The organism is Pseudomonas sp. CFBP 8770 (assembly GCF_014841705.1).
Taxonomy (GTDB): Bacteria; Pseudomonadota; Gammaproteobacteria; order Pseudomonadales; family Pseudomonadaceae; genus Aquipseudomonas.
Genome location: NZ_JACYUL010000008.1, coordinates 88,263 through 106,589, shown reverse-complemented (window position 1 = coordinate 106,589; position 18,327 = coordinate 88,263). Strand labels below are relative to the sequence as shown.

Sequence of the window (18,327 nt, the reverse complement as noted above, 5' to 3'; positions counted from 1 at the left end):
GGCAGCGCGGTGTGTCGGGAGAACCGCAGCGCGGCTTTCGCGGCCACGGACCGCTCCCGCAGTTTGAACGCAACCCTCCTGTGGGAGCGCTCATCGGCCGCGAATGGGCAGCGCGGTGTGTCGGGAGGACCGCAGCGCAGCTTTCGCGGCCACGGACCGCTCCCACAGTTTGAACGCAACCCTCCTGAGGGAGCGGTCATCGGCCGCGAATGGGCAGCGCGGTGTGTCGGGAGGACCGCAGCGCGGCTTTCGCGGCCACGGACCGCTCCCACAGTTTGAACGCAATCCTCCTGTGGGAGCGGTCATCGGCCGCGAATGGGCAGCGCGGTGTGTCGGGAGAACCGCAGCGTGGCTTTCGCGGCCACGGACCGCTCCCACAGTTTGAACGCAACCCTCCTGTTGGAGCGGTCATCGGCCGCGAATGGGCAGCGCGGTGTGTCGGGAGGACCGCAGCGCGGCTTTCGCGGCCGATGACCGCGCCCACAGAGGTGAATGGCAGAGGTTATTTGTGCAAGCCGCTGCGCACCTTGCGCACCAATACCCGCGCCTTGACCTTGAATTTCTGCAGGCTGGTACGCGGCTTCTTCGGGATGGCCAGGCCTTTTTCGGCTACCCAGTCGCGCCAGCGCACGCGTTCCTCGCGCACCAGCCAACCTTCTTGCGCAGCGAAACTCTCGGCCAGGTAGACGCCGCGTGTGCCTGCGGCGTGCAGCTTGTCCTTTTTCAAGGTGTACAGCTCGGCGACCGGCTGACCGTCCTTCAGCGGGATCAGGTACAGGTCAGGCTTGCTCCGACTCAAACGGGTGATCAGCTCACCTTTTTCCAGGCGTTCCTCCACATGGAACAGACTCAGCCCCTTGGCCTGGGGCGGTACCTCCAGACGCAGGTCGTAGACCAACTGCAACGAGGCCGTCGGCACATGCACGTACGCTCGCGGCCGCTCGATCAGGTTAAGGCTGCCACAACGCACCGGGCGCGCCGCGCCGGAACGGGTGCTCAAGCGAAAGGGCAGGGGCTCGTGATAGCGCAGGACCTGGTCATACGGCGTCGGCAGCCAGGTATCGTTGAAACGCCCGCCCAGCCAGCCTTCCGAAGTCTCCAGCAGACACTCCTCGGCAATTTCCTGAATGGCCGTGTGCAACGGCAGGTTCACTTCATGGGCCGGCACATAGCCGGAGATCAGCTTGAGCACCACATCGCCGCGGTCTTCGCGGCGTTGGCGTACCAGCACCCAATAGTCGCGGCCACGCCAGTTCAAGGTCAGGCGTACCGACACGCCGAGGTTGGCCAGTTCCACGCGAAAACGTTCGCTGTCACTCACTTCGACCGGTTTGCGCCGTTCCAGGGTTTGAGCGAAATTCAGGGGCATGCCCACGGCTTCATAACTCAGGGCTTCGGGCGTGGCGTCGACGACAAGGGGCAGGGTCTTGAAATTGCCAGGGTTCTTTCGTGTCAGGGTACGCGGCATTACGGCTCCTTCTTGCGTCGGGGTCGGCCGCGTCGGCGGCGTCAATTCCTGAGTAGCACGGCAGCGGCTGTCGCTACGTTGTGGGACAGGTGCAGTGGATTTATCGTTCCGACAATAGCACTGGCGACCCCGGGGTGGGCGAACAGCAACTCGAAGCTGGCGCGCACCGGATCGACCCCCGGTGCCAGGCAGGCATGGCCGCTGGCCAAGGCCTTTTTCACCAGGATGGCCTTGCCGTGGTCAGCGGCGTAGTCGAGCACCGGGCGCTCGGACTGCTCGCTCAGGTTGTAGGTGACCATGGCGCAGTCCCCGGTTTCCAAGGCTTTCAGCCCGCCCTGAACGGTCTTGCCGGAAAAGCCGAAGCCGCGAATCTTGCCCTCGGCTTTCAGCGCCGCCAACGTCTGGTACACCTCACAGCCCTCGAGAATCTCCAGGTCGTTGCCGTCCGAATGCACCAGCACCAGGTCGATGAAGTCTGTTTCCAGGCGTTTCAGGCTGCGCTCCACCGAGAACCGCGTGTGCTCGGCACTGAAATCGAAGCGTGACTGGCCGGCCTCGAACTCTTCACCGACCTTGCTGACGATGACCCACTCCTGACGCTGGCCACGCAGCAATGGGCCCAGGCGCTCTTCGCTGATGCCATAGGCGGGCGCGGTGTCGATCAGGTTGATGCCCAGCTGGCGCGCCTGGTCGAGCAACATGCGCGCCGCACTGTCGTCGGGAATGGTGAAGCCGCTGGGGTATTTCACCCCTTTGTCGCGGCCCAGCTTCACCGTGCCCAGGCCCAGGGGGGAGACCCGCAAACCGGTGTCGCCCAGCGGGCGGTGCAGATCGTGCAAGGTCGGCAGACTCATGGCAGCAGTTCATCCCAGACAGGTGTGGCCAGGGCCGGCTTGGGCAGTTCGGGCAGAGGCGCATGCGTGTGCGGTGAAATGCCGTCGCGCTGCAAAGCGCCAATGACCCGGTCGGCGAAGTCGGGCGCCAGCGCCAGCTTGGTCGGCCAGCCCACCAGCAAACCGGGTTGATCGGCCAGGAAGGCATTGTCCGGGCGAACCAGCCCTGACTGCGCAGGCTCAGCGCGATTGACCCGCAACGTGGCCCAGCGCATCTGGCTTTGATCGACCCACGGCAACAGCTGGGCGATTTCCTTCTGCGCCGCGGCGATCTGCTGCGCCGGTTCGCGGGCCACCCCGTCGGCCTCGGCGATCTCGCCACCCAGGTACCACACCCACTGACCATCGGCCCCCGGATGGGTGGTGACGGTGATGCGCGGCTTCGGCCCACCGCCCAGGCAGTGGGCATACAACGGTTTCAGATTGGCGCCCTTGGCCAGCACCATGTGCAGCGGCCGACGCTGCATGGTGGGTTGTTCGACGCCCAGCGCGGTCAACAGCGCTTGGGTGCCTTCGCCGGCACTGAGCACCACGCGCTGGGCACGAATCACCCGGCCATCGACGATCAGCCCAGTCAGGCGGCCCTGGTCATACAAAGGCTCGATGCGCTCGCCGGCCAGCAGCCCATCACCGGCCAGCTCGGCCAGCCGCGCGACCAGGCTGGGCACGTCGACCACCAGTTCGGCCAGGCGGTAGACCTTGCCCTTGAAGGCGCGGTCCTGCAACGCCGGCGGCAACTGCTCGCCCTTGACCTGATCGACCCGACCGCGCACGGCCTTGCTGGCGAAAAAGCTGGTGAGGTTGCCCGCCAGGGTGCCCGGTGACCACAGGTAGTGCGCCTCGGACAGCAGCCGCACACCGGAAAGGTCGAGTTCGCCATCACCGGCCAGCGCTTCGCGCCAGCGCCGCGGCATGTCGGCAATCGCTTCGGACGCCCCGGTAAGCGCGCCGTGCAGGGCGTATTTGGCGCCGCCGTGAATGATCCCCTGGGCCTTGAACGTCTGCCCGCCGCCCAGGCGCGCGTTCTCCACCAGCACCGTCGAATAGCCCAGGGCGCGCAGCCGCGCGTTGAGCCAGAGCCCGGCGACACCGGCGCCGACGATGACGATATCAGTGGACAGTTCAGACGGCATTGCAGACCTCGCAGGCTTGGACAGGCGGGGGAGTATACAGCCTCAGTGCCCGGTGGTTTTCGAGAACAGCTGGATCACCACCACGCCCAGCACGATCAGCGCCATGCCGAGCATGGCCGGCAGGTCGAGCTTCTGCCCGTAGATGAACAGCGCAGCGACGCTGACCAGCACGATGCCCATGCCGGCCCAGATGGCGTAGGCGATGCCCACCGGCACGGTGCGCACTACCAGCGTCAGCATCCAGAAGGCGATGCCATAGCCGACCACCACCAGTATCAGCGGCAGCGGCGTGCTCAGGCCCTTGACCGCCTTCATGGACACGGTGGCGATCACTTCGGCGCAGATGGCGATGGCAAGAAAAACATAGGCGTTCATGGTGGAGCTCCTTTTCGATGCAGGCATTCTAGGCGATGCGCGGCCACTGGGGGCTGGTCCCTTTCGAACCGTCAGCGGTCAATCGGTTCGTGCGGTGTCTGCCGGTGCTTGGTCAAGCACGGCGACCTGAGTAAACTTCGCCGCCATGAACAGAACTCTCTACACCTTGCTGTTTCACCTGGGACTGCCGTTGCTGGCCGTGCGTCTATGGTTGCGAGCGCGCAAGGCGCCGGCCTACGGGCAGCGCCTCGGCGAGCGTTCCGCCTACCGGCTGCCGGCGATGCAGCCGGGCGGCATCTGGGTGCACGCGGTGTCGGTGGGCGAGAGCATTGCCGCAGCGCCGATGATCCGCCAGTTGCTGCTGCGCCACCCCGAGCTGCCGATCACCGTCACCTGCATGACCCCGACCGGGTCGGAGCGCATCCAGGCACTGTTCGCCGGCGAGCCCCGCATCCAGCACTGCTACCTGCCGTACGATCTGCCCTGGGCGTCCGGCCGCTTTCTCGACCACGTACGGCCGCGCCTGGCAGTGATCATGGAAACCGAACTGTGGCCCAATCATATTCACCAGTGCGCCCGCCGCGGCATCCCGGTGGCGTTGGCCAATGGTCGGCTTTCCGCGCGTTCGGCCAAAGGCTACGCCCGCTTCAAAAGCCTGACCGCGCCGATGCTGGCCGAGATGAGCTTGCTGGCGGTGCAGACCGCAACCGAAGCGCAACGCTTTCTAAACTTGGGCGCACGCCCGGAATGCGTGCAGGTGACGGGCTCGATCAAGTTCGACCTCAGCGTCGACCCGGCTGTGCCCCTCCGCGCAGCCCGGTTGCGCGAGCAGTGGCAGGCACAAGACCGTCCGGTGTGGATCGCTGCCAGCACCCACGAAGGTGAGGATGCGGTGATATTGGCCGCCCATCGGCAACTGCTGGCCAGCCATGCCGATGCCTTGCTGATTCTGGTTCCACGGCATCAGGAGCGTTTTGCTTCGGTCCACGGGCTGTGCCAGGCGCAGGGTTTCAGCACGGTGCAGCGTTCGCTCGAGCAACCGGTCACGGCGACCACCCAGGTGTTGCTGGGCGATACCATGGGCGAGCTGCTGTTCCTCTATGCACTGGCAGACGTTGCCTTCGTTGGCGGCAGCCTGGTGGAAAACGGTGGGCACAACCCGCTGGAACCGGCAGCACTGGCCAAGCCAGTGTTGAGCGGGCCGCACATGTTCAACTTTCTCGAAATAGGCGCGATGCTGCGCGAGGCCGGGGCGTTGGTCGAAGTCGACGACGCGCAAGGCTTGGCAACGGCGCTGCGGCAGTGGCTGGAGCTGCCTCGCGAAGCGGTGCGCAGCGGGCAGGCCGGGCTGGACGTGATGCGAGCCAATCAGGGTGCATTGAAGCGGTTGCTCGATGGCCTCGACGCCCAGCTCTAGAGCCTCGGTGATGCAGGCACGTGTGGAACGCCGGGGATTGCCCGAGGTCTGTTATGCATCGACCTCAAGGAGCTGCACTATGGACATCATTCGTATCATTTTCGCCATTCTTCTGCCGCCAGTCGGCGTATTCATGCAAGTCGGATTTGCCGGCGCTTTCTGGCTGAACATCCTGCTGACCCTGCTGGGCTACATTCCCGGCATCATCCACGCGGTGTACATCATCGCCAGCAGAAGATAATGCCGCTGCCGGTGCGCTCGTCTCGCTGACGACCGCACCGGGGCAGATTCAAAGCAGATCGGACAGCCCGCGGTCGTCCTCCTGCATGACTTTCAGGTAGAAGCGCCATTCATGCTCCAGGGCATGAGCCAGGTTGGCGGCATTGCGGAAGCCGTGCCGCTCCTCGCCATAATAGTGCGCTTCCACCGGCACACCTCCTGCCTGCAATGCGGTGACCATGTCACGGGTCTGCTGCGGCACCACCACTACGTCCAACTCCCCCTGAAAGAAAATCACCGGCGCGCTGATTCGGTGGGCGTGCAGCAGTGGCGTGCGCTCTTCGTAGCGCTGTCGGTCGCTGTCCGGGTCGCCTATCAGCCAGTCCAGGTAGTCGTTTTCGAACTTGTGGGTGACGCGCCCCAAGGCCGCAGGATCGCTCACGCCGTACAAGCTGGCGCCGGCCCGGAACACATTGGCGAACGCCAGTGCGCACAACACCGTATAGCCGCCCGCGCTGCCGCCGCGCACGAACGCGCGTTGCGCATCGATGCGGCCCAGCTTGGCCAGGTAGTCGACCACGGCGCAGGCGTCCTGCACGTCGGTTACGCCCCAGCGCAGATGCAGGGCATCGCGATAGGTGCGACCGTAGTTGCTGCTGCCGCGGTAGTTGAGGTCAGCCACGGCGAAACCGCGCTGGGTCCAGTATTGGATACGCGGGTCGAAGACCGGGTAGCACGCCGAGGTCGGACCGCCGTGGATGAACACCACCAGTGGCGGATGGCGCTCGTCACTCTGCGCGGCATAGAAGAAGCCATGAGCCTGTTCACCGCCGCTCGGGTAGCTCAGCGGCAGCGGCTGGCTGACCTGCTCGGCCGGCAGCGGCGAATAACCGCCCGCCAGTATGCGCAGGCTGTGATCATGCCGGCCGACGGCAATCACGGCCGAAGGCTGCAAGGATGAACCGGCGATGGCGTAGAGGTGGTCGGCATCCATGGCCAACGCGCGAAACCGCGTGAACTCGCCACTGTAGTCCAGGCAATGGCCCTGCGCATCGCACAGGCCCAGGCGGCCAAAACCGTCGTCGAACCAGCTCGCCAGATAGCCCTGATCGCCAGCCGGGAGCCAGGTGCAGGCACCCAGTTGCCAAGGCGCTGCGGCATGATCGGCCGGCGCCGCGGGCAGAGGCGCCCACTTGCCGTCGACCTCTGCCCACGGCTGCCAGAAGCCGTTCGCATCGGACAGGCAATACAACCGACCCTGTTCGTCGAAGCGCGGCTGCTGCAGGCTGAAACCGCTGGCCACGCATTCGGCCACGGCCGCCAGTTCGCTGCACATCAGCCGCGTCTGGGTCCAGGGCTGATGCGGACGGTCCCACTCGATCCAGGCCAGACGGGTGCCGTCCGGGCTCAACACCGGTGAGGCGTAGAAGTCGGCGCCTTCGGCCAGCACGCGGTGGCGCTCGCTGGCCAGGTCGATGGCCACCAGGCGATGAATGTCGCCGTCTTCCTCGACCGCCAGCACCTGGCCCGCTGCATGCTCCAGCCCACCGTAGCGCATCTGGCCAAAGCTCAAAGGTTGCGGCAGGCCACCGGTGGCCGGCTGCCGATACAGCTGCTGGTCGGCCTCGTTGACGAACACCAGTTCGTCGTTCGCCAGGCAGAACGAACCCCCGCCGTATTCGTAGACCCGGCTGCGCGCGCTGTAACCGTCGGGCGTCAGGCAAACCGCCACACCTTCCTGCTCGGTCCACAGGCGGCAGGCGCCATCCTGGGGACGGAACTCGTTCCAGAACACGCCAGCGGGGCCGACCCGAAGTTCGGCAAAGTCGGTCCCGGCAGCGACAGCCTGGGAGGCGCTGAAGCGGTCATGCTTTGGCGATGAGGCGTGAGTTTCGGTCATTGCGAAAGGCCAATTGTTCGATCGTCTGGGTAGCGTGTTCCGCTTCTTCACGAGCCTGCAGGATCACGCCATGGTGGGGCGACTTGCTGCACACCGGATCGGCATTGGCAGCATCGCCGGTCAGCATGAAAGCCTGGCAGCGACAGCCACCGAAGTCCTTCTCTTTCTCGTCGCACGAGCGGCATGGCTCGGGCATCCAGGCATAGCCGCGAAAGCGGTTGAAACCGAACGAGTCATACCAGATGTGTTGCAGGCTGTGATCGCGCACGTTGGGAAACTCCACCGGCAGCTGACGCGCACCGTGGCACGGCAGCGCGGTGCCGTCGGGCGTTACGGTGAGGAAAATGCTGCCCCAGCCGTTCATGCAGCCCTTGGGGCGTTCTTCATAGTAGTCGGGCGTGACGAAAATCAGCTTGCAGGCGCTGCCGGCTGCTTCCAGCTTGGCGCGATACTCATTGGTGATGCGCTCGGCACGCACCAGTTGTTCACGGGTGGGCAACAGGCCGGCGCGGTTGAGTTCGGCCCAGCCGTAGAACTGGCACGTGGCGAGTTCGACGAAGTCAGCCTCCAGGGCCACGCACAGCTCGATGATGCGGTCGATCTTGTCGATGTTGTGCCGATGGGTGACGAAGTTCAGCACCATCGGATAGCCGTGGGCCTTCACCGCCCGGGCCATTTCCAGCTTTTGCGCGAAGGCCTTCTTCGAGCCGGCCAGCAGGTTGTTGACCTGCTCGTCGCTGGCCTGAAAGCTGATCTGGATATGATCCAGGCCGGCGATCTTGAAGTCGGCGATCTTCTGTTCGGTCAGGCCGATGCCAGAGGTGATCAGGTTGGTGTAGAAACCCAGGCGCCGGGCCTCGCCGATCAGTTGCGCAAGGTCTTGGCGCACCAGCGGCTCGCCGCCGGAAAAACCGATCTGCGCGGCGCCCATTTCGCGGGCTTCGGCCATCACCTTGAACCACTGCGCGGTGCTCAGTTCCTTGCCCTGGGCGGCGAAGTCCAGGGGGTTGGAGCAGTACGGGCATTGCAGCGGGCAGCGATAGGTCAGTTCCGCCAGCAGCCACAGCGGCAGTCCGACTTCAGGCGTGGGTGGCAGGCTGGGCAAGTTCGATCCAGTGCTGTGCACGGGCGACCTCCATGAATTGCTCGATATCGATGGCCAATTCGGGCACACCGGGGAACTGCGCGTCGAGCTCGGCGATGATCGCGGCCACGCTGCGCTGGCCGTCGATCAGGCCGCCAATGGCACTGGCACTTTCGTTGAGCTTGATCATGCCCTCGGGGTACAGCAGCACGTGGCCTTTCTGCGCCGGCTCGTACTGGAACCGGTAGCCCTGGCGCCAGCGCGGGGTTTGTAGACGATCGAAGCTCATAGGGCGATCCCCTTGTGCCAGACACGCTGGTCGGTAACGCTGTGATAGGGCGGACGGTTCAGCTCGTAGGCCATGCTCATGGCGTCGAGCATGCTCCACAGGATGTCCAGCTTGAACTGCAGGATTTCCAGCATACGCTGCTGGCCCGCAACCGTGGTGTAGTGCTGCAGGGTGATGTGCAGCCCGTGTTCCACATCGCGCCGGGCCTGGCCCAGGCGGGTGCGGAAGTATTCGTAGCCGGCCGGGTCGATCCACGGGTAGTGGGCTGGCCAGCTGTCGAGGCGCGACTGATGGATCTGCGGCGCGAACAGCTCGGTCAGCGAACTGCTGGCCGCTTCCTGCCAGTTGGCCCGGCGGGCGAAGTTGACGTAGGCGTCCACGGCGAAACGTACGCCGGGCAATACCAGCTCCTGGGAGCGCAACTGGTCGGGATCCAGGCCCACGGCCTGGCCCAGGCGCAGCCAGGCTTCGATGCCGCCGTCTTCGCCGGGGGCACCGTCGTGGTCGAGCAGGCGCTGGATCCACTCGCGACGGATTTCGCGATCCGGGCAGTTGGCCAGGATGGCGGCATCCTTGAGCGGGATGTTGACCTGATAGTAGAAACGGTTGGCCACCCAGCCCTGGATCTGCTCGCGGCTGGCACGGCCTTCGTACATGGCCACGTGATAGGGGTGGTGGATGTGGTAATACGCACCTTTGGCACGCAAGGCCTGCTCGAATTCGGCGGGGGTCATGGGGGTGTCGGACATTGCGGTTCTCCTGGGGACTGGGGCGCCACTACAACTCGATGCTCATCCCATCGAACGCCACTTCGACACCGCGCTTGGCCAGTTCGGCGCGTTGTGGCGAATCTTCGTCCAGGATCGGGTTGGTGTTGTTGATGTGGATCAGCACCTTGCGCTGGCGCGGCAGGCCTTCCAGCACTTCCAGCATGCCGCCGGGGCCGTTCTGCGCCAGGTGGCCCATCTCGCGTCCGGTCCGGGTGCCAACGCCGCGTCGCTGCATTTCATCGTCGTCCCACAGGGTGCCGTCTACCAACAGACAATCCGCGCTCGCCATGCGTTCGAGCAGCGCATCGTCGACCTGGCCCAGGCCCGGCGCATAGAACAGCGTGCCGCCGGTGCGCGTGTCTTCCACGATCAAGCCCAGGTTGTCGCCTGGATGGGGGTCGAAGCGGTGGGGCGAGTAGGGCGGGGCGGCACTGCGCAGCGGCAGCGGAGTGAAACGCAGGTGCGGGCACGCCGGAATCACGAAGCTGCCTTCAAGCGCGATGCGCTGCCAGTCCAGCCCGCCATTCCAGTGGCTGAGCATGGTGAACAGCGGAAAGCCGGTGCTCAGGTCCTGATGCACCATATCGGTACACCAGACCTGATGCGGACAACCTTCGCGCAAGCTGAGCAGCCCGGTGGTGTGGTCGATCTGGCTGTCGAGCAGCACGATGGCCTGGATACCGGTGTCGCGCAGGGCCCGGCCTGGCTGCATCGGCGCAAAATTCTGCAGTTGCGCGCGAATGTCCGGCGAGGCATTGCACAGCACCCAGTTGACCCCGTCGTCGGACAGAGCAATGGACGACTGCGTGCGCGCATGGGCGCGCAGGCTGCCGTCGCGAAAGCCACTGCAATTGGCGCAATTGCAGTTCCACTGGGGAAAGCCGCCGCCGGCGGCGGAGCCAAGAATCTGGATATACATGGAGAACTCGCAGCATCAAGCCTGGAAATGAAAACGCCCCGGTCAGTGACTGGCCGAGGCGTTGCGTTGCAACTGAAGCTTAGCGGCTTGCGAAGTACATGGTGACTTCGAAGCCGATGCGCAGATCAGTGTAAGCAGGTTTGGTCCACATAAGAGATCTCCTTCTAGGTTGATGGGCTTGTAGCATTAGTCCGCCCCGACCGTAGGACGTTCAATGCTCCTTGGGCCACTATGTTACTAAATAAGATAGGCGCCTACGGTTAATTATTCGATAAAGTCCGTTACCTGCCCGGTAACGATCGCTGCGCCGGCAGCCACGCAGGCTCCACCGCAGGGCCTGTGGCCAGGCACAGCCAGCCACCGGTGCCGCTGGCCAGTTGCTGCGCCGCCTGTTGCAGATCGCTCGGGCGCAGCTCGCGCACCGCCCGCTGCAGGGCAGCCAGATAGTCGGCGCCATGGCCGGCCTGGCAAGCCTGCCAGAGCAGATCGGCCAGGGGCAGCAGGTCCATTTGCGAGCGCTCGTGACGACTGGCCAATTCTTCGCGCAGGGTTTCCAACGCCGCAGGCTTGCAGGCCTCGACCAGCGTCGGCAGGGTTTCGATGAAGGCCTGCACATGGCCGAGAATATCGGCCAGCGGTGCATGAGGCGACTGTACGCCAAACACCAGGCCCGTGCGCCCCGCCACCTGGCGCAGGCCGCTGAACACGGCGTAGCCCAGTTGCAGCTCGCCCCGCAGGCGCTGGTAGAACGGCGTCTGGCATAGCTGCGCGAGCAGGCGCCAGGCCGCTTCGTCGGCAATGCTCTGGCTGGGTACCGGGCAGAACAGCAGCAACGCATGTTCGCTCGATTGGCACGGCACGTGGCTCCAGCTGCGCCCCGAATGGGCCGGATGCGGTTGCGCAAGATGCGGGCTGGGAGTGCCGGGCATCTTGCGCAACGCATTGTTCAGCGCGCTGCGTTCGCCGTCGTCCATGCCGACCGCCAGGCCATCCCAGCGCGCCGCACCCCACAGTTTCTGCAGTGCCAGGGGGCGCAGGTCTTCATCGGAGGTACGGCTGTGGAAAAAACCCAGGCTGTGGTCGGGTAGCCGCTTGAGCAGTTCCTTGATGGGGGTCAGGGTTGCGCTGGTCGGTTCCTGCCCGGCTTGATGCCAGACCTCCGGGGCGGGGATGGCGAGCAGTTCCAGGGCCTGTTCGAGCAGCGCCGGAATCGGCGCCTGCACACCGCTGAGCTTGAGTTGCCAGTCGTCACCCAGGCTGCTGAAGACCATTTGCACACCGGCCTGGCGGGCTTCTTCGGTGAGCTTGCGCAAGCTGTCCTGCAAGGTGCGGAACAATCCCTGGTGGCGCGAGGCGTTGACCCGCCAGCGCAGGTGCAGCGCCGCTTCGTGGCTGTGCGCCGAAGCGCCGTGCCAGTACGCCAGGCCTTGTGGGTCGGCCACGGGGTGATCCGGGCGCCGGCTGGGGCGCAGGAAGCGGTTGCGTGGCGGCAGCCGCCAGCGACCGGCGAGGTCGCGCTCCGAACCGGCTTCCATCGGATGCAGGAGGTGTTCCGGACGCAGTTTTTCGAGCACCTCGCGCAGCGCCTGCACGGCTTGTCGGCTCAACTCGCACGGGGTTTCGTCACTGTGATGGCGGGCCAGCTCCAGGGCGCTGGCCACCTGCAGACGGCGCTCGTTGAGCAGGCGGAATTCTTCACGCAGGCCCTGCCAGTCGTCGTGGGCCTGGAAGAACTCCAGCCAGTCGAAGCACAGCTGGCTGATCAGCGCCGTGGCCGTTTCGCCCGCCGGGGTGAGCTTGAATTCGATATTGATCAATGCCTGATCGGCGAAGCTGTAGAAGGTGCTCAGTTCCAGGCTTTGCACCAGTTGCCGGCGGCGCAGCTCGGCGAGCAACCCGCCGTGCTGACTGGCACCCAGCCAGGTGCCGAGGAACTCCAGTGCCTGGGTCGCGCCGCGGGGCAGGTTTTCGCAGGCGAACAGCAGGTTGAAACGGCTGGTATCCGCACGCTCGACCGCCTCTCCCGGCGTGCCCACCAGCGGCGGCGGGGCGATCTGTTCGGCGGTATCGCCGGGGCGCAGCGCACCGGCCACTTTTTCCGCCATGGCGCGCAGTTGTTCCAGCGGTTGCGGGCCCACCAGGCACAAGGTCATCTGCCCGGTCTGGTAGAAGCGCCGGTAGAAGCTGCGCAGGTCCTGCTGGAACGAGTCGCGCGGCACCGGCAGGCTGTAGCGGTTGCCGGCGTGGAACGCGCGCAACGGATGCTCGGCGTCCAGCGCACTGGTCAGCCATTGCTGGTGGCGTGCCTCGGGGTCGCGCGACCAGGCGACGAACTCGGCATGCAGCACTTCGCGCTCGCGCAATTGCTCTGCCTGGGTCATGCGCGGATGGCCGAGCATGTCGCACAGGCGCTCCAGGGCGCCGGCGAAGGCGCTCACCGGCACCTCGAAGAAATAGTCGGTGCAGCGCTCGCGCGTGCTGGCGTTGATCTGCCCGCCGTGGTTCTGCACGAAGGCCATCAGGCCGTGGTCGCCACTGTGGCGTTCGGTGCCGAGAAAGAACAGGTGTTCAAGGAAATGTGCCAGGCCCGGCCAGGCGGCGGGTACGTCATGGCTGCCTGCAGCGACGCGCATGAAGGCGGCGGCACGCTTGAGACGCGGCTCATGATGCAGGCGCACGTGCAGGCCGTTGTCGAGCACTACGTGTTCTGCGGCCGGCAGTGAAGGATGAGGCATGTCAATTCCCTTTGAGCGGTAAGGCTGTAGGGAAACATCGTAGCGGATTTGCGGGTAGGCGGGGGAGCCGTTCGCATGGGGATTGCCCAGACAAAACAGGCTTTTGCGCGGATTGCGAAGAAATTCGCATCCTGGCGGGCGATCTGGCGGTCACCGACGTGGGTCAGCGCCGCCAGAGGCAGGCTTCAGATCAGGTCAGCGCCTGGCTCAGGCCTTGTCGTCCTGCTCGTCCTGCGGCTCGTCATCGTGCTTGAGCGCCGGCTTCATGCCTGGCTGTGGCGCGTGTTCGGAGTTGGGTGCGATCTCTTCGCCGTTGTTCTTCTTTTCCTGCTGGACTTTCTTGTCGTGGGCAACGTTGCGTGGGTCAGTCATGGGAATTCCTGAAGTGGGCAGATGATGCGAAAACCCATCGGCGCGAAACGCTGACACTGAGCGCCTGGGCAAGACTTGGAGTCAAGCGCTTGCCAAAGCGTTCAGTGGCGCTTCGGTGGTCAGATCACTGGCCCAGTGCATTACCGGTGGCAACCACGGTGGCCGACGGCAGCAACTGGCTGATGAAGCGGTTCCAGCGGGTGATGTCCGAAGGACCGACGAAGACCACGTCCGAGGCCTGCAGGTCGAACTGGCGGGCGAGCAGGAAGGCGGTCGGCTTCTTGGCGTTGAGGTAGAACACCGTGGCCGGTTGCTTGGAGCGGTCCTGGGCGCCACGGATCACGTAGATGGCCTCGGCATTGGCGGTTTCCTGGGACAGGCCACCGGCATTGCCCAGCGCTTCGAGCAGGGTGAAGGTGCTGGTGCCGTAGGTCATCACCTGGGGCGAATTGACTTCGCCGAGCACGTAGACCTTGTTCGCCCGGTTGTTGCCCAGGTGCAGCTGGTCGCCGTTCTTCAGGTAGATGCCGTTGAGCTTGGAGTCCTTGCGGTTCAGGGTGTCGATGTCCAGCAGGTATTCGTGGCCATCGCGCTTGAGGATCAGCCCGGCCAGGTTGCCGCTGCCATCGTCGCCACCGGCGCGGCTGACCGCTTCGATCAGCGACAGCGGCACGTTGTTCAGAACCTGCGGGCCGGCGTTCTTGAACGAACCGGAAAACACCACGCGCTGGCTGGCGTAGTTCTGCACGTTGACGTCCACCTGGGTGTCGGTGAGGAAGCGCGACAGCGCGCGCTGCAGGTCATTGCGCAGTTCGCTGACCGTCTTGCCCTCGGCCTGGATGGAGTTGATGAACGGGTAGTACACGGTACCGTCGTTGCGCACGATCTGCGTGCCCTGCGCGCGTGGCTCCTGGTTTGTCGGCGAATTCAGCTCGACGTGGTCCCAGACCGTGATCTGCAGACCGTCGCCGGCGCCGATGCGGTAGTCGCCCGGCGTGTAGCCATACAGCGCTGCCGGTACCGGTTCGGGCCGGTACAGGCTCTGATGCTGCGCGAGCGTCTGCGCGTTGATCGGCAGGACCGTGACCGGTCCGGTTGTGCCGATGTCGTCGGCGGCATCCTCGGGCGTCATGTGTTGCCCTGGGGAAAACACACATCCTTGCAGCAGCACGGCGAACAACGCGACTACGAATACAGTTCGTTTCATTGCAATCTTCCTTGGAGAATCAGACTTCTCGCACGGTATTTGGGAGGTTCAGAACAGCGGTGTTGCGTTACAACATGTTCCTGCGCGGCCTAGAGCTTCTGGGCCGCCGCGAGCAGCAGGCCGGTGTCGGCCAGGCCCAATACCGGGTTGCAGTCGAAGGCGTCACCCAGACGCGCTTCGTTCCAGCGTTTCTCGACGAACTGGCGCATTTCCCGTTCGAAACGCTTTTCCGCGAACTGCAGGGCATTCTCGCGGCAGGTGCGCGCATTGAAGCGCGACGCCTGGCTTTCGAACGTTTCGATGGCGGCCGTCAAGGCAACCACCGTCTGCTGGTAATAGAACACACCGGTGGGGTTGTCGTCGTTGAGCCCGCGTACGGTTTCGAGGGTGCCGCCACGGCCGAAGGCAATCACCGGCGTACCGCAGGCCTGGGCCTCGACCGGGCTGATGCCGAAATCCTCTTCGGCGGCAAAGACGAAGCCTCGGGCGTTCTGCATGTGCTCGCGCAATACCTCGAACGACTGGTAGCCCATCAGCGTGACGTTGGGGCCGCACACGGCGCGGCATTTTTCCATTTCCGGGCCGTCGCCGATGACGATCAGGCGCTTGTCGGGCATGGCGCTGAACGCCTCCACCATCATCGGCACCTTCTTGTACGGCACCATGCGCTGGGCGGTCAGGTAGAAGTCCTGCTTTTCGGTCTGCAGGTTGAAGCCCGTGGTGTCCACCGGTGGGTAGATCACCGTCGATGGGCGGCGATAGGCCTTGTCGATGCGTCGACCAATGAACTGCGAGTTGCTGATGAACTCGTCGACACCGGCGGCGGTGCGTTGGTCCCACATGCGCATGTAGTGCAGGATCATCCGCGCCACTTTACTCTTAAGGCCAGCCAGCAGATTGGCCTCGCGCAGGTACTGGTGCTGCAGGTCCCAGGCGTAGCGAATGGGCGAATGCACGTAGCTGATGTGCAACTGGTTGGGCCCGGTGAGCACACCCTTGGCCACCGCGTGGCTGCTCGACAGGATTAGGTCGTAGCCGGACAGGTCCAGTTGCTCGATCGCCATGGGCATCAGCGGCAGGTATTTCTGGTAGCGCGTGCGAGCCTTGGGCAGGCGCTGGATGAAGGTCGTGGTGGCGCGCTTGCCCCCCAGGTGCTTGCGGTCTTCGTCACTGAGAAAGTCGATGACCGAGAACAGGTCCGCGTCGGGCCAGATCTTGAGCATCGAAGCCAGCACCTTTTCGGCACCGGCATAGGTGACGAGCCAATCATGGACGATTGCTATTTTCATAGGGCACCTGCAGTTCGGGAATGAGGGGCGCGCTCGGACGAGCACGGGCGTTGAGTCGTTTGCTCAACTGGATAAAAGGCAATTCGACGAGGCGATAGCTCACGTGCGCAGCCAACAGCGACAGCGCGGTGGCAAGCAAGGTCACCGACAACGAACGACCGGGAACGCCCAGCAGGTAACGGCACAACAGCTCCATGCTCGGATGCAGCAGGTACAGCGAATAACTGATGGTGCCCAGCCACAGCAACAAGGGTTGATGCAGGCGGATGCGCTGGGTCAGCAACATGAAGCTGCTGATGGCCAACAGATAGGTGAAGCAGTAGCGGAACCAGTACTCGCCATTGCCGGCATCGAAGCCGTAGGCGGCGAAGAAAGTCGGTGGCAGGGCCACGGCATAGGCCAGCAGCAGGCCCTTCACGCAGCGGCGCACCTGGGCATCGGCCTGGCCGAGCAGGCAGTCGCGCCAGATCGAGCCGAACAGCATCAGCGACAGCCCCAGCGGCAACGCCACCGGCAGCTTGCGCTCGAGCAGCATGCGCATCAGGCCCATGCCCACTGCGGCGGCCAGCAGGGCCAGCGAGCAGGCGGCGCGAAAGCCGGTGCTGCGCAGTCGGCCGATCAGCATCAGACCCAGGCAGAGGGCGTAGAACAGCCACTCGATGAACAGCGTCCAGTACAGCCCCATCACGTCTTCGACGCCCATGGCGGCCTGCAGCATGGTCAGGTTGGCGACCACCTGCTGCCAGCTCGGCAGGGTTTCGCCGGTCAGCGCCAGCATGCTGATGTACAGCGCCAGCGACAGCCAGTAGGCCGGGTACAGGCGCAGCACTCGCGAGACGATGAAGCGCCGTGCGCCGCCGGGCCCCGGTTGCAGGCTGAACGGAATCACCACGCCGCTGAGCAGGAAGAACCAGATGACGCCCAGCTTGCCGATGTCCAGCCAGAAGTACGGCAGCGCACCGGGGCCCAGCAGTGGTTGCCACAGGTGACAGACCACCACCAGCAGGGCGGCGATGCCGCGCAAGGCATCCAGATACCCCAGGCGAGTCATGAGTGCTCCTTGCCGCTGGACGGCTGGTTCAGGGTGGCGCCACGTGGACGCCGTGCCAGGACATTGTCGATGCGATCGCTGATCAGCCGTGCCGACGCATCCCAGCTGAACCGCGCCACGTTCTGCAGGCCCAGGGTGCGCAAATGCTGGCGGATGGTCAGGCTGTTCAAGGCCAGGGCCATGGCCCGGCTGATGTGCTCGACATCCAGCGGGTCGAAGTACAAGGCACTGGACTGCAGCACCTCGGGGATCGAGGCGGCATTGGCCGCCAGCACCGGGCAGCCACAGGCCTGCGCTTCGAGTGGCGGAATGCCGAAGCCTTCATACAGCGACGGAAACACGAAGGCCGCCGCGCCCTGGTATTGCTCGATCAACTCGGCGTCGCTCAAGCGCCCGAGAAAGCGTACCCGGGAATCGCGCTTGGCCAGGGCTTCCAGGTCCGGGTCGGAGAACACTGCACCGCCGCCACCGACGATACGCAACTGCACCTGATCGAAACCCTTGAGCTGCAGGAACGCCTGGATCATGCGGCTGAAATTCTTGTGCGCGCTGGGCGAGGACACCGCCAACAGATAGCGCGAGCCACCGGCTTGCAGCGGTTCGCCGGGCTGAAATTCTTCACCCACGGCATTCGGCACCACGAGAATCTTCTGCGCCGGGAAGTTGTAGAACTCGCCGATCTCGCGCTTGGAAAACTGGCTGACCGTGATCAATGTCTTCAAGCGCTTGAGCAGCAGGGGCGTCATCAGGCGATAGGCCGTGCGGAACTGCCAGGTGTAGCTCTGTGGATGGCGCACGTAGGTGATGTCGTGGTGCGTGGCGATCTGGTTGCCATAGAACAGCGGCGCCGTGGCGCACAGCGACAGCAGCAATGGATTGCCCTGGCTGCGCAGGTAGCGCGGCAGGTCGAGTTGTTCCCACAGGTGACCGGTACGAGTGCCCACGACCTGAGCATCCAGCAGCCGAGCGGTTTCATGCATGCGCACGCCCGGCGAGGTGACGAACACCAGGTCGTCACGTTGACGCTTGAGCGCCAGGCAGGTCTGCTCGGCGAACCGTTGCACCCCGCGTAGCTCCTGGGTCAGAAAACGTGCATTGATGACAATCATCGAAACATCCTTGGCTCACGCGCTTACTAGAGGTAGTGCCGCGTCCAACAGGCGCGGTCGATGGCGGCGCACGATGCGCTGCGGTTGAAGCCCACTG

The 18,327-nt window shown here is 64.6% G+C and carries 18 protein-coding genes; 2 read left to right on the top strand and 16 right to left on the bottom strand.

Going from position 1 to position 18,327, the window contains the following annotated elements; all coding sequences use genetic code 11:
* Positions 1–502: 502 nt before the first annotated feature.
* The 4 genes from IFT98_RS18415 to IFT98_RS18400 are packed head-to-tail and all read right to left on the bottom strand — an operon-like array spanning position 503 to position 3,869.
* Positions 503–1,468 carry a metal ABC transporter ATPase gene (locus tag IFT98_RS18415; RefSeq protein WP_122795589.1) on the bottom strand — a complete coding sequence of 322 codons (966 nt, stop codon included), beginning with the start codon at positions 1,466–1,468 and terminating at the stop codon, positions 503–505.
* Positions 1,469–1,509: 41 nt separating this feature from the next.
* The gene (locus tag IFT98_RS18410; RefSeq protein ID WP_192050956.1) at positions 1,510–2,322 is read right to left on the bottom strand and encodes an aldo/keto reductase; all 813 of its coding nucleotides are present in this window, start codon (positions 2,320–2,322) and stop codon (positions 1,510–1,512) included.
* Positions 2,319–3,494, bottom strand: a complete 1,176-nt coding sequence (locus tag IFT98_RS18405) for an NAD(P)/FAD-dependent oxidoreductase (protein ID WP_192050954.1) — start codon at positions 3,492–3,494, stop codon at positions 2,319–2,321. The genes IFT98_RS18410 and IFT98_RS18405 overlap by 4 nt, the downstream gene beginning before the upstream one ends.
* Before the next feature lie 42 nt (positions 3,495–3,536).
* Positions 3,537–3,869 (bottom strand): DMT family transporter, encoded by a 333-nt coding sequence (locus tag IFT98_RS18400; RefSeq protein WP_122477078.1) that lies wholly within the window; start codon positions 3,867–3,869, stop codon positions 3,537–3,539.
* Positions 3,870–4,014: 145 nt separating this feature from the next.
* Here IFT98_RS18400 and waaA point away from each other — a divergent pair, with 145 nt between their 5' ends.
* Both waaA and IFT98_RS18390 read left to right on the top strand, forming a co-directional pair.
* Complete coding sequence (gene waaA, locus IFT98_RS18395; protein WP_192050952.1) at positions 4,015–5,286, top strand: lipid IV(A) 3-deoxy-D-manno-octulosonic acid transferase; 1,272 nt, start codon at positions 4,015–4,017, stop codon at positions 5,284–5,286.
* 79 nt (positions 5,287–5,365) lie between these two features.
* The gene (locus IFT98_RS18390; protein ID WP_122477081.1) at positions 5,366–5,527 is read left to right on the top strand and encodes a YqaE/Pmp3 family membrane protein; all 162 of its coding nucleotides are present in this window, start codon (positions 5,366–5,368) and stop codon (positions 5,525–5,527) included.
* 48 nt (positions 5,528–5,575) lie between these two features.
* On the opposite strand, the gene IFT98_RS18385 is transcribed toward IFT98_RS18390, so the two are convergent.
* From IFT98_RS18385 to IFT98_RS18330, 12 genes are all read right to left on the bottom strand, one after another.
* Complete coding sequence (locus IFT98_RS18385) at positions 5,576–7,405, bottom strand: S9 family peptidase (protein WP_192050950.1); 1,830 nt, start codon at positions 7,403–7,405, stop codon at positions 5,576–5,578.
* Positions 7,371–8,531 (bottom strand): pyrroloquinoline quinone biosynthesis protein PqqE, encoded by a 1,161-nt coding sequence (pqqE, locus tag IFT98_RS18380; protein WP_192050948.1) that lies wholly within the window; start codon positions 8,529–8,531, stop codon positions 7,371–7,373. The genes IFT98_RS18385 and pqqE overlap by 35 nt, the downstream gene beginning before the upstream one ends.
* Positions 8,485–8,778, bottom strand: a complete 294-nt coding sequence (pqqD, locus tag IFT98_RS18375) for a pyrroloquinoline quinone biosynthesis peptide chaperone PqqD (protein ID WP_122477086.1) — start codon at positions 8,776–8,778, stop codon at positions 8,485–8,487. Before pqqD ends, pqqE begins: the two co-directional genes overlap by 47 nt.
* Positions 8,775–9,527 carry a pyrroloquinoline-quinone synthase PqqC gene (gene pqqC / locus IFT98_RS18370; RefSeq protein ID WP_122477088.1) on the bottom strand — a complete coding sequence of 251 codons (753 nt, stop codon included), beginning with the start codon at positions 9,525–9,527 and terminating at the stop codon, positions 8,775–8,777. The genes pqqD and pqqC overlap by 4 nt, the downstream gene beginning before the upstream one ends.
* Positions 9,528–9,555: 28 nt before the next feature.
* A complete protein-coding gene (gene pqqB / locus IFT98_RS18365) occupies positions 9,556–10,467 on the bottom strand; it encodes a pyrroloquinoline quinone biosynthesis protein PqqB (RefSeq protein WP_192050946.1) in 912 nt (303 codons plus the stop codon).
* Positions 10,468–10,546: 79 nt separating this feature from the next.
* Positions 10,547–10,618, bottom strand: coding sequence for a pyrroloquinoline quinone precursor peptide PqqA (gene pqqA, locus IFT98_RS18360; RefSeq protein WP_008365141.1), 72 nt, complete (start codon positions 10,616–10,618; stop codon positions 10,547–10,549).
* 130 nt (positions 10,619–10,748) lie between these two features.
* Positions 10,749–13,202 (bottom strand): pyrroloquinoline quinone biosynthesis protein PqqF, encoded by a 2,454-nt coding sequence (gene pqqF, locus IFT98_RS18355; protein WP_192050945.1) that lies wholly within the window; start codon positions 13,200–13,202, stop codon positions 10,749–10,751.
* Between the two features lie 207 nt (positions 13,203–13,409).
* On the bottom strand, positions 13,410–13,574 hold the full coding sequence (locus tag IFT98_RS18350; protein WP_192050943.1) for a hypothetical protein: 165 nt from the start codon (positions 13,572–13,574) through the stop codon (positions 13,410–13,412).
* A gap of 124 nt (positions 13,575–13,698) precedes the next feature.
* Positions 13,699–14,781: a polysaccharide biosynthesis/export family protein gene (locus tag IFT98_RS18345; RefSeq protein ID WP_192050942.1), complete on the bottom strand. Its 1,083-nt coding sequence runs from the start codon at positions 14,779–14,781 to the stop codon at positions 13,699–13,701.
* 89 nt (positions 14,782–14,870) lie between these two features.
* Positions 14,871–16,070, bottom strand: coding sequence for a glycosyltransferase family 4 protein (locus tag IFT98_RS18340; protein WP_192050940.1), 1,200 nt, complete (start codon positions 16,068–16,070; stop codon positions 14,871–14,873).
* The gene (locus IFT98_RS18335; protein WP_192050938.1) at positions 16,048–17,121 is read right to left on the bottom strand and encodes an acyltransferase family protein; all 1,074 of its coding nucleotides are present in this window, start codon (positions 17,119–17,121) and stop codon (positions 16,048–16,050) included. The genes IFT98_RS18340 and IFT98_RS18335 overlap by 23 nt, the downstream gene beginning before the upstream one ends.
* Complete coding sequence (locus IFT98_RS18330) at positions 17,118–18,230, bottom strand: glycosyltransferase family 4 protein (protein ID WP_192050936.1); 1,113 nt, start codon at positions 18,228–18,230, stop codon at positions 17,118–17,120. Before IFT98_RS18330 ends, IFT98_RS18335 begins: the two co-directional genes overlap by 4 nt.
* Positions 18,231–18,327 lie beyond the last annotated feature (97 nt).

Excerpts from the sequence above, each read along its gene's own strand:
- IFT98_RS18415 (WP_122795589.1), bottom strand. The coding sequence starts at position 1,468 with ATGCCGCGTACCCTGACACGAAAGAACCCTGGCAATTTCAAGACCCTG.
- IFT98_RS18410 (WP_192050956.1), bottom strand. The coding sequence starts at position 2,322 with ATGAGTCTGCCGACCTTGCACGATCTGCACCGCCCGCTGGGCGACACC.
- IFT98_RS18405 (WP_192050954.1), bottom strand. The coding sequence starts at position 3,494 with ATGCCGTCTGAACTGTCCACTGATATCGTCATCGTCGGCGCCGGTGTC.
- IFT98_RS18400 (WP_122477078.1), bottom strand. The coding sequence starts at position 3,869 with ATGAACGCCTATGTTTTTCTTGCCATCGCCATCTGCGCCGAAGTGATC.
- waaA (WP_192050952.1), top strand. The coding sequence starts at position 4,015 with ATGAACAGAACTCTCTACACCTTGCTGTTTCACCTGGGACTGCCGTTG.
- IFT98_RS18390 (WP_122477081.1), top strand. The coding sequence starts at position 5,366 with ATGGACATCATTCGTATCATTTTCGCCATTCTTCTGCCGCCAGTCGGC.
- IFT98_RS18385 (WP_192050950.1), bottom strand. The coding sequence starts at position 7,405 with ATGACCGAAACTCACGCCTCATCGCCAAAGCATGACCGCTTCAGCGCC.
- pqqD (WP_122477086.1), bottom strand. The coding sequence starts at position 8,778 with ATGAGCTTCGATCGTCTACAAACCCCGCGCTGGCGCCAGGGCTACCGG.
- pqqC (WP_122477088.1), bottom strand. The coding sequence starts at position 9,527 with ATGTCCGACACCCCCATGACCCCCGCCGAATTCGAGCAGGCCTTGCGT.
- pqqB (WP_192050946.1), bottom strand. The coding sequence starts at position 10,467 with ATGTATATCCAGATTCTTGGCTCCGCCGCCGGCGGCGGCTTTCCCCAG.
- pqqF (WP_192050945.1), bottom strand. The coding sequence starts at position 13,202 with ATGCCTCATCCTTCACTGCCGGCCGCAGAACACGTAGTGCTCGACAAC.
- IFT98_RS18350 (WP_192050943.1), bottom strand. The coding sequence starts at position 13,574 with ATGACTGACCCACGCAACGTTGCCCACGACAAGAAAGTCCAGCAGGAA.
- IFT98_RS18345 (WP_192050942.1), bottom strand. The coding sequence starts at position 14,781 with ATGAAACGAACTGTATTCGTAGTCGCGTTGTTCGCCGTGCTGCTGCAA.
- IFT98_RS18340 (WP_192050940.1), bottom strand. The coding sequence starts at position 16,070 with ATGAAAATAGCAATCGTCCATGATTGGCTCGTCACCTATGCCGGTGCC.
- IFT98_RS18335 (WP_192050938.1), bottom strand. The coding sequence starts at position 17,121 with ATGACTCGCCTGGGGTATCTGGATGCCTTGCGCGGCATCGCCGCCCTG.
- IFT98_RS18330 (WP_192050936.1), bottom strand. The coding sequence starts at position 18,230 with ATGATTGTCATCAATGCACGTTTTCTGACCCAGGAGCTACGCGGGGTG.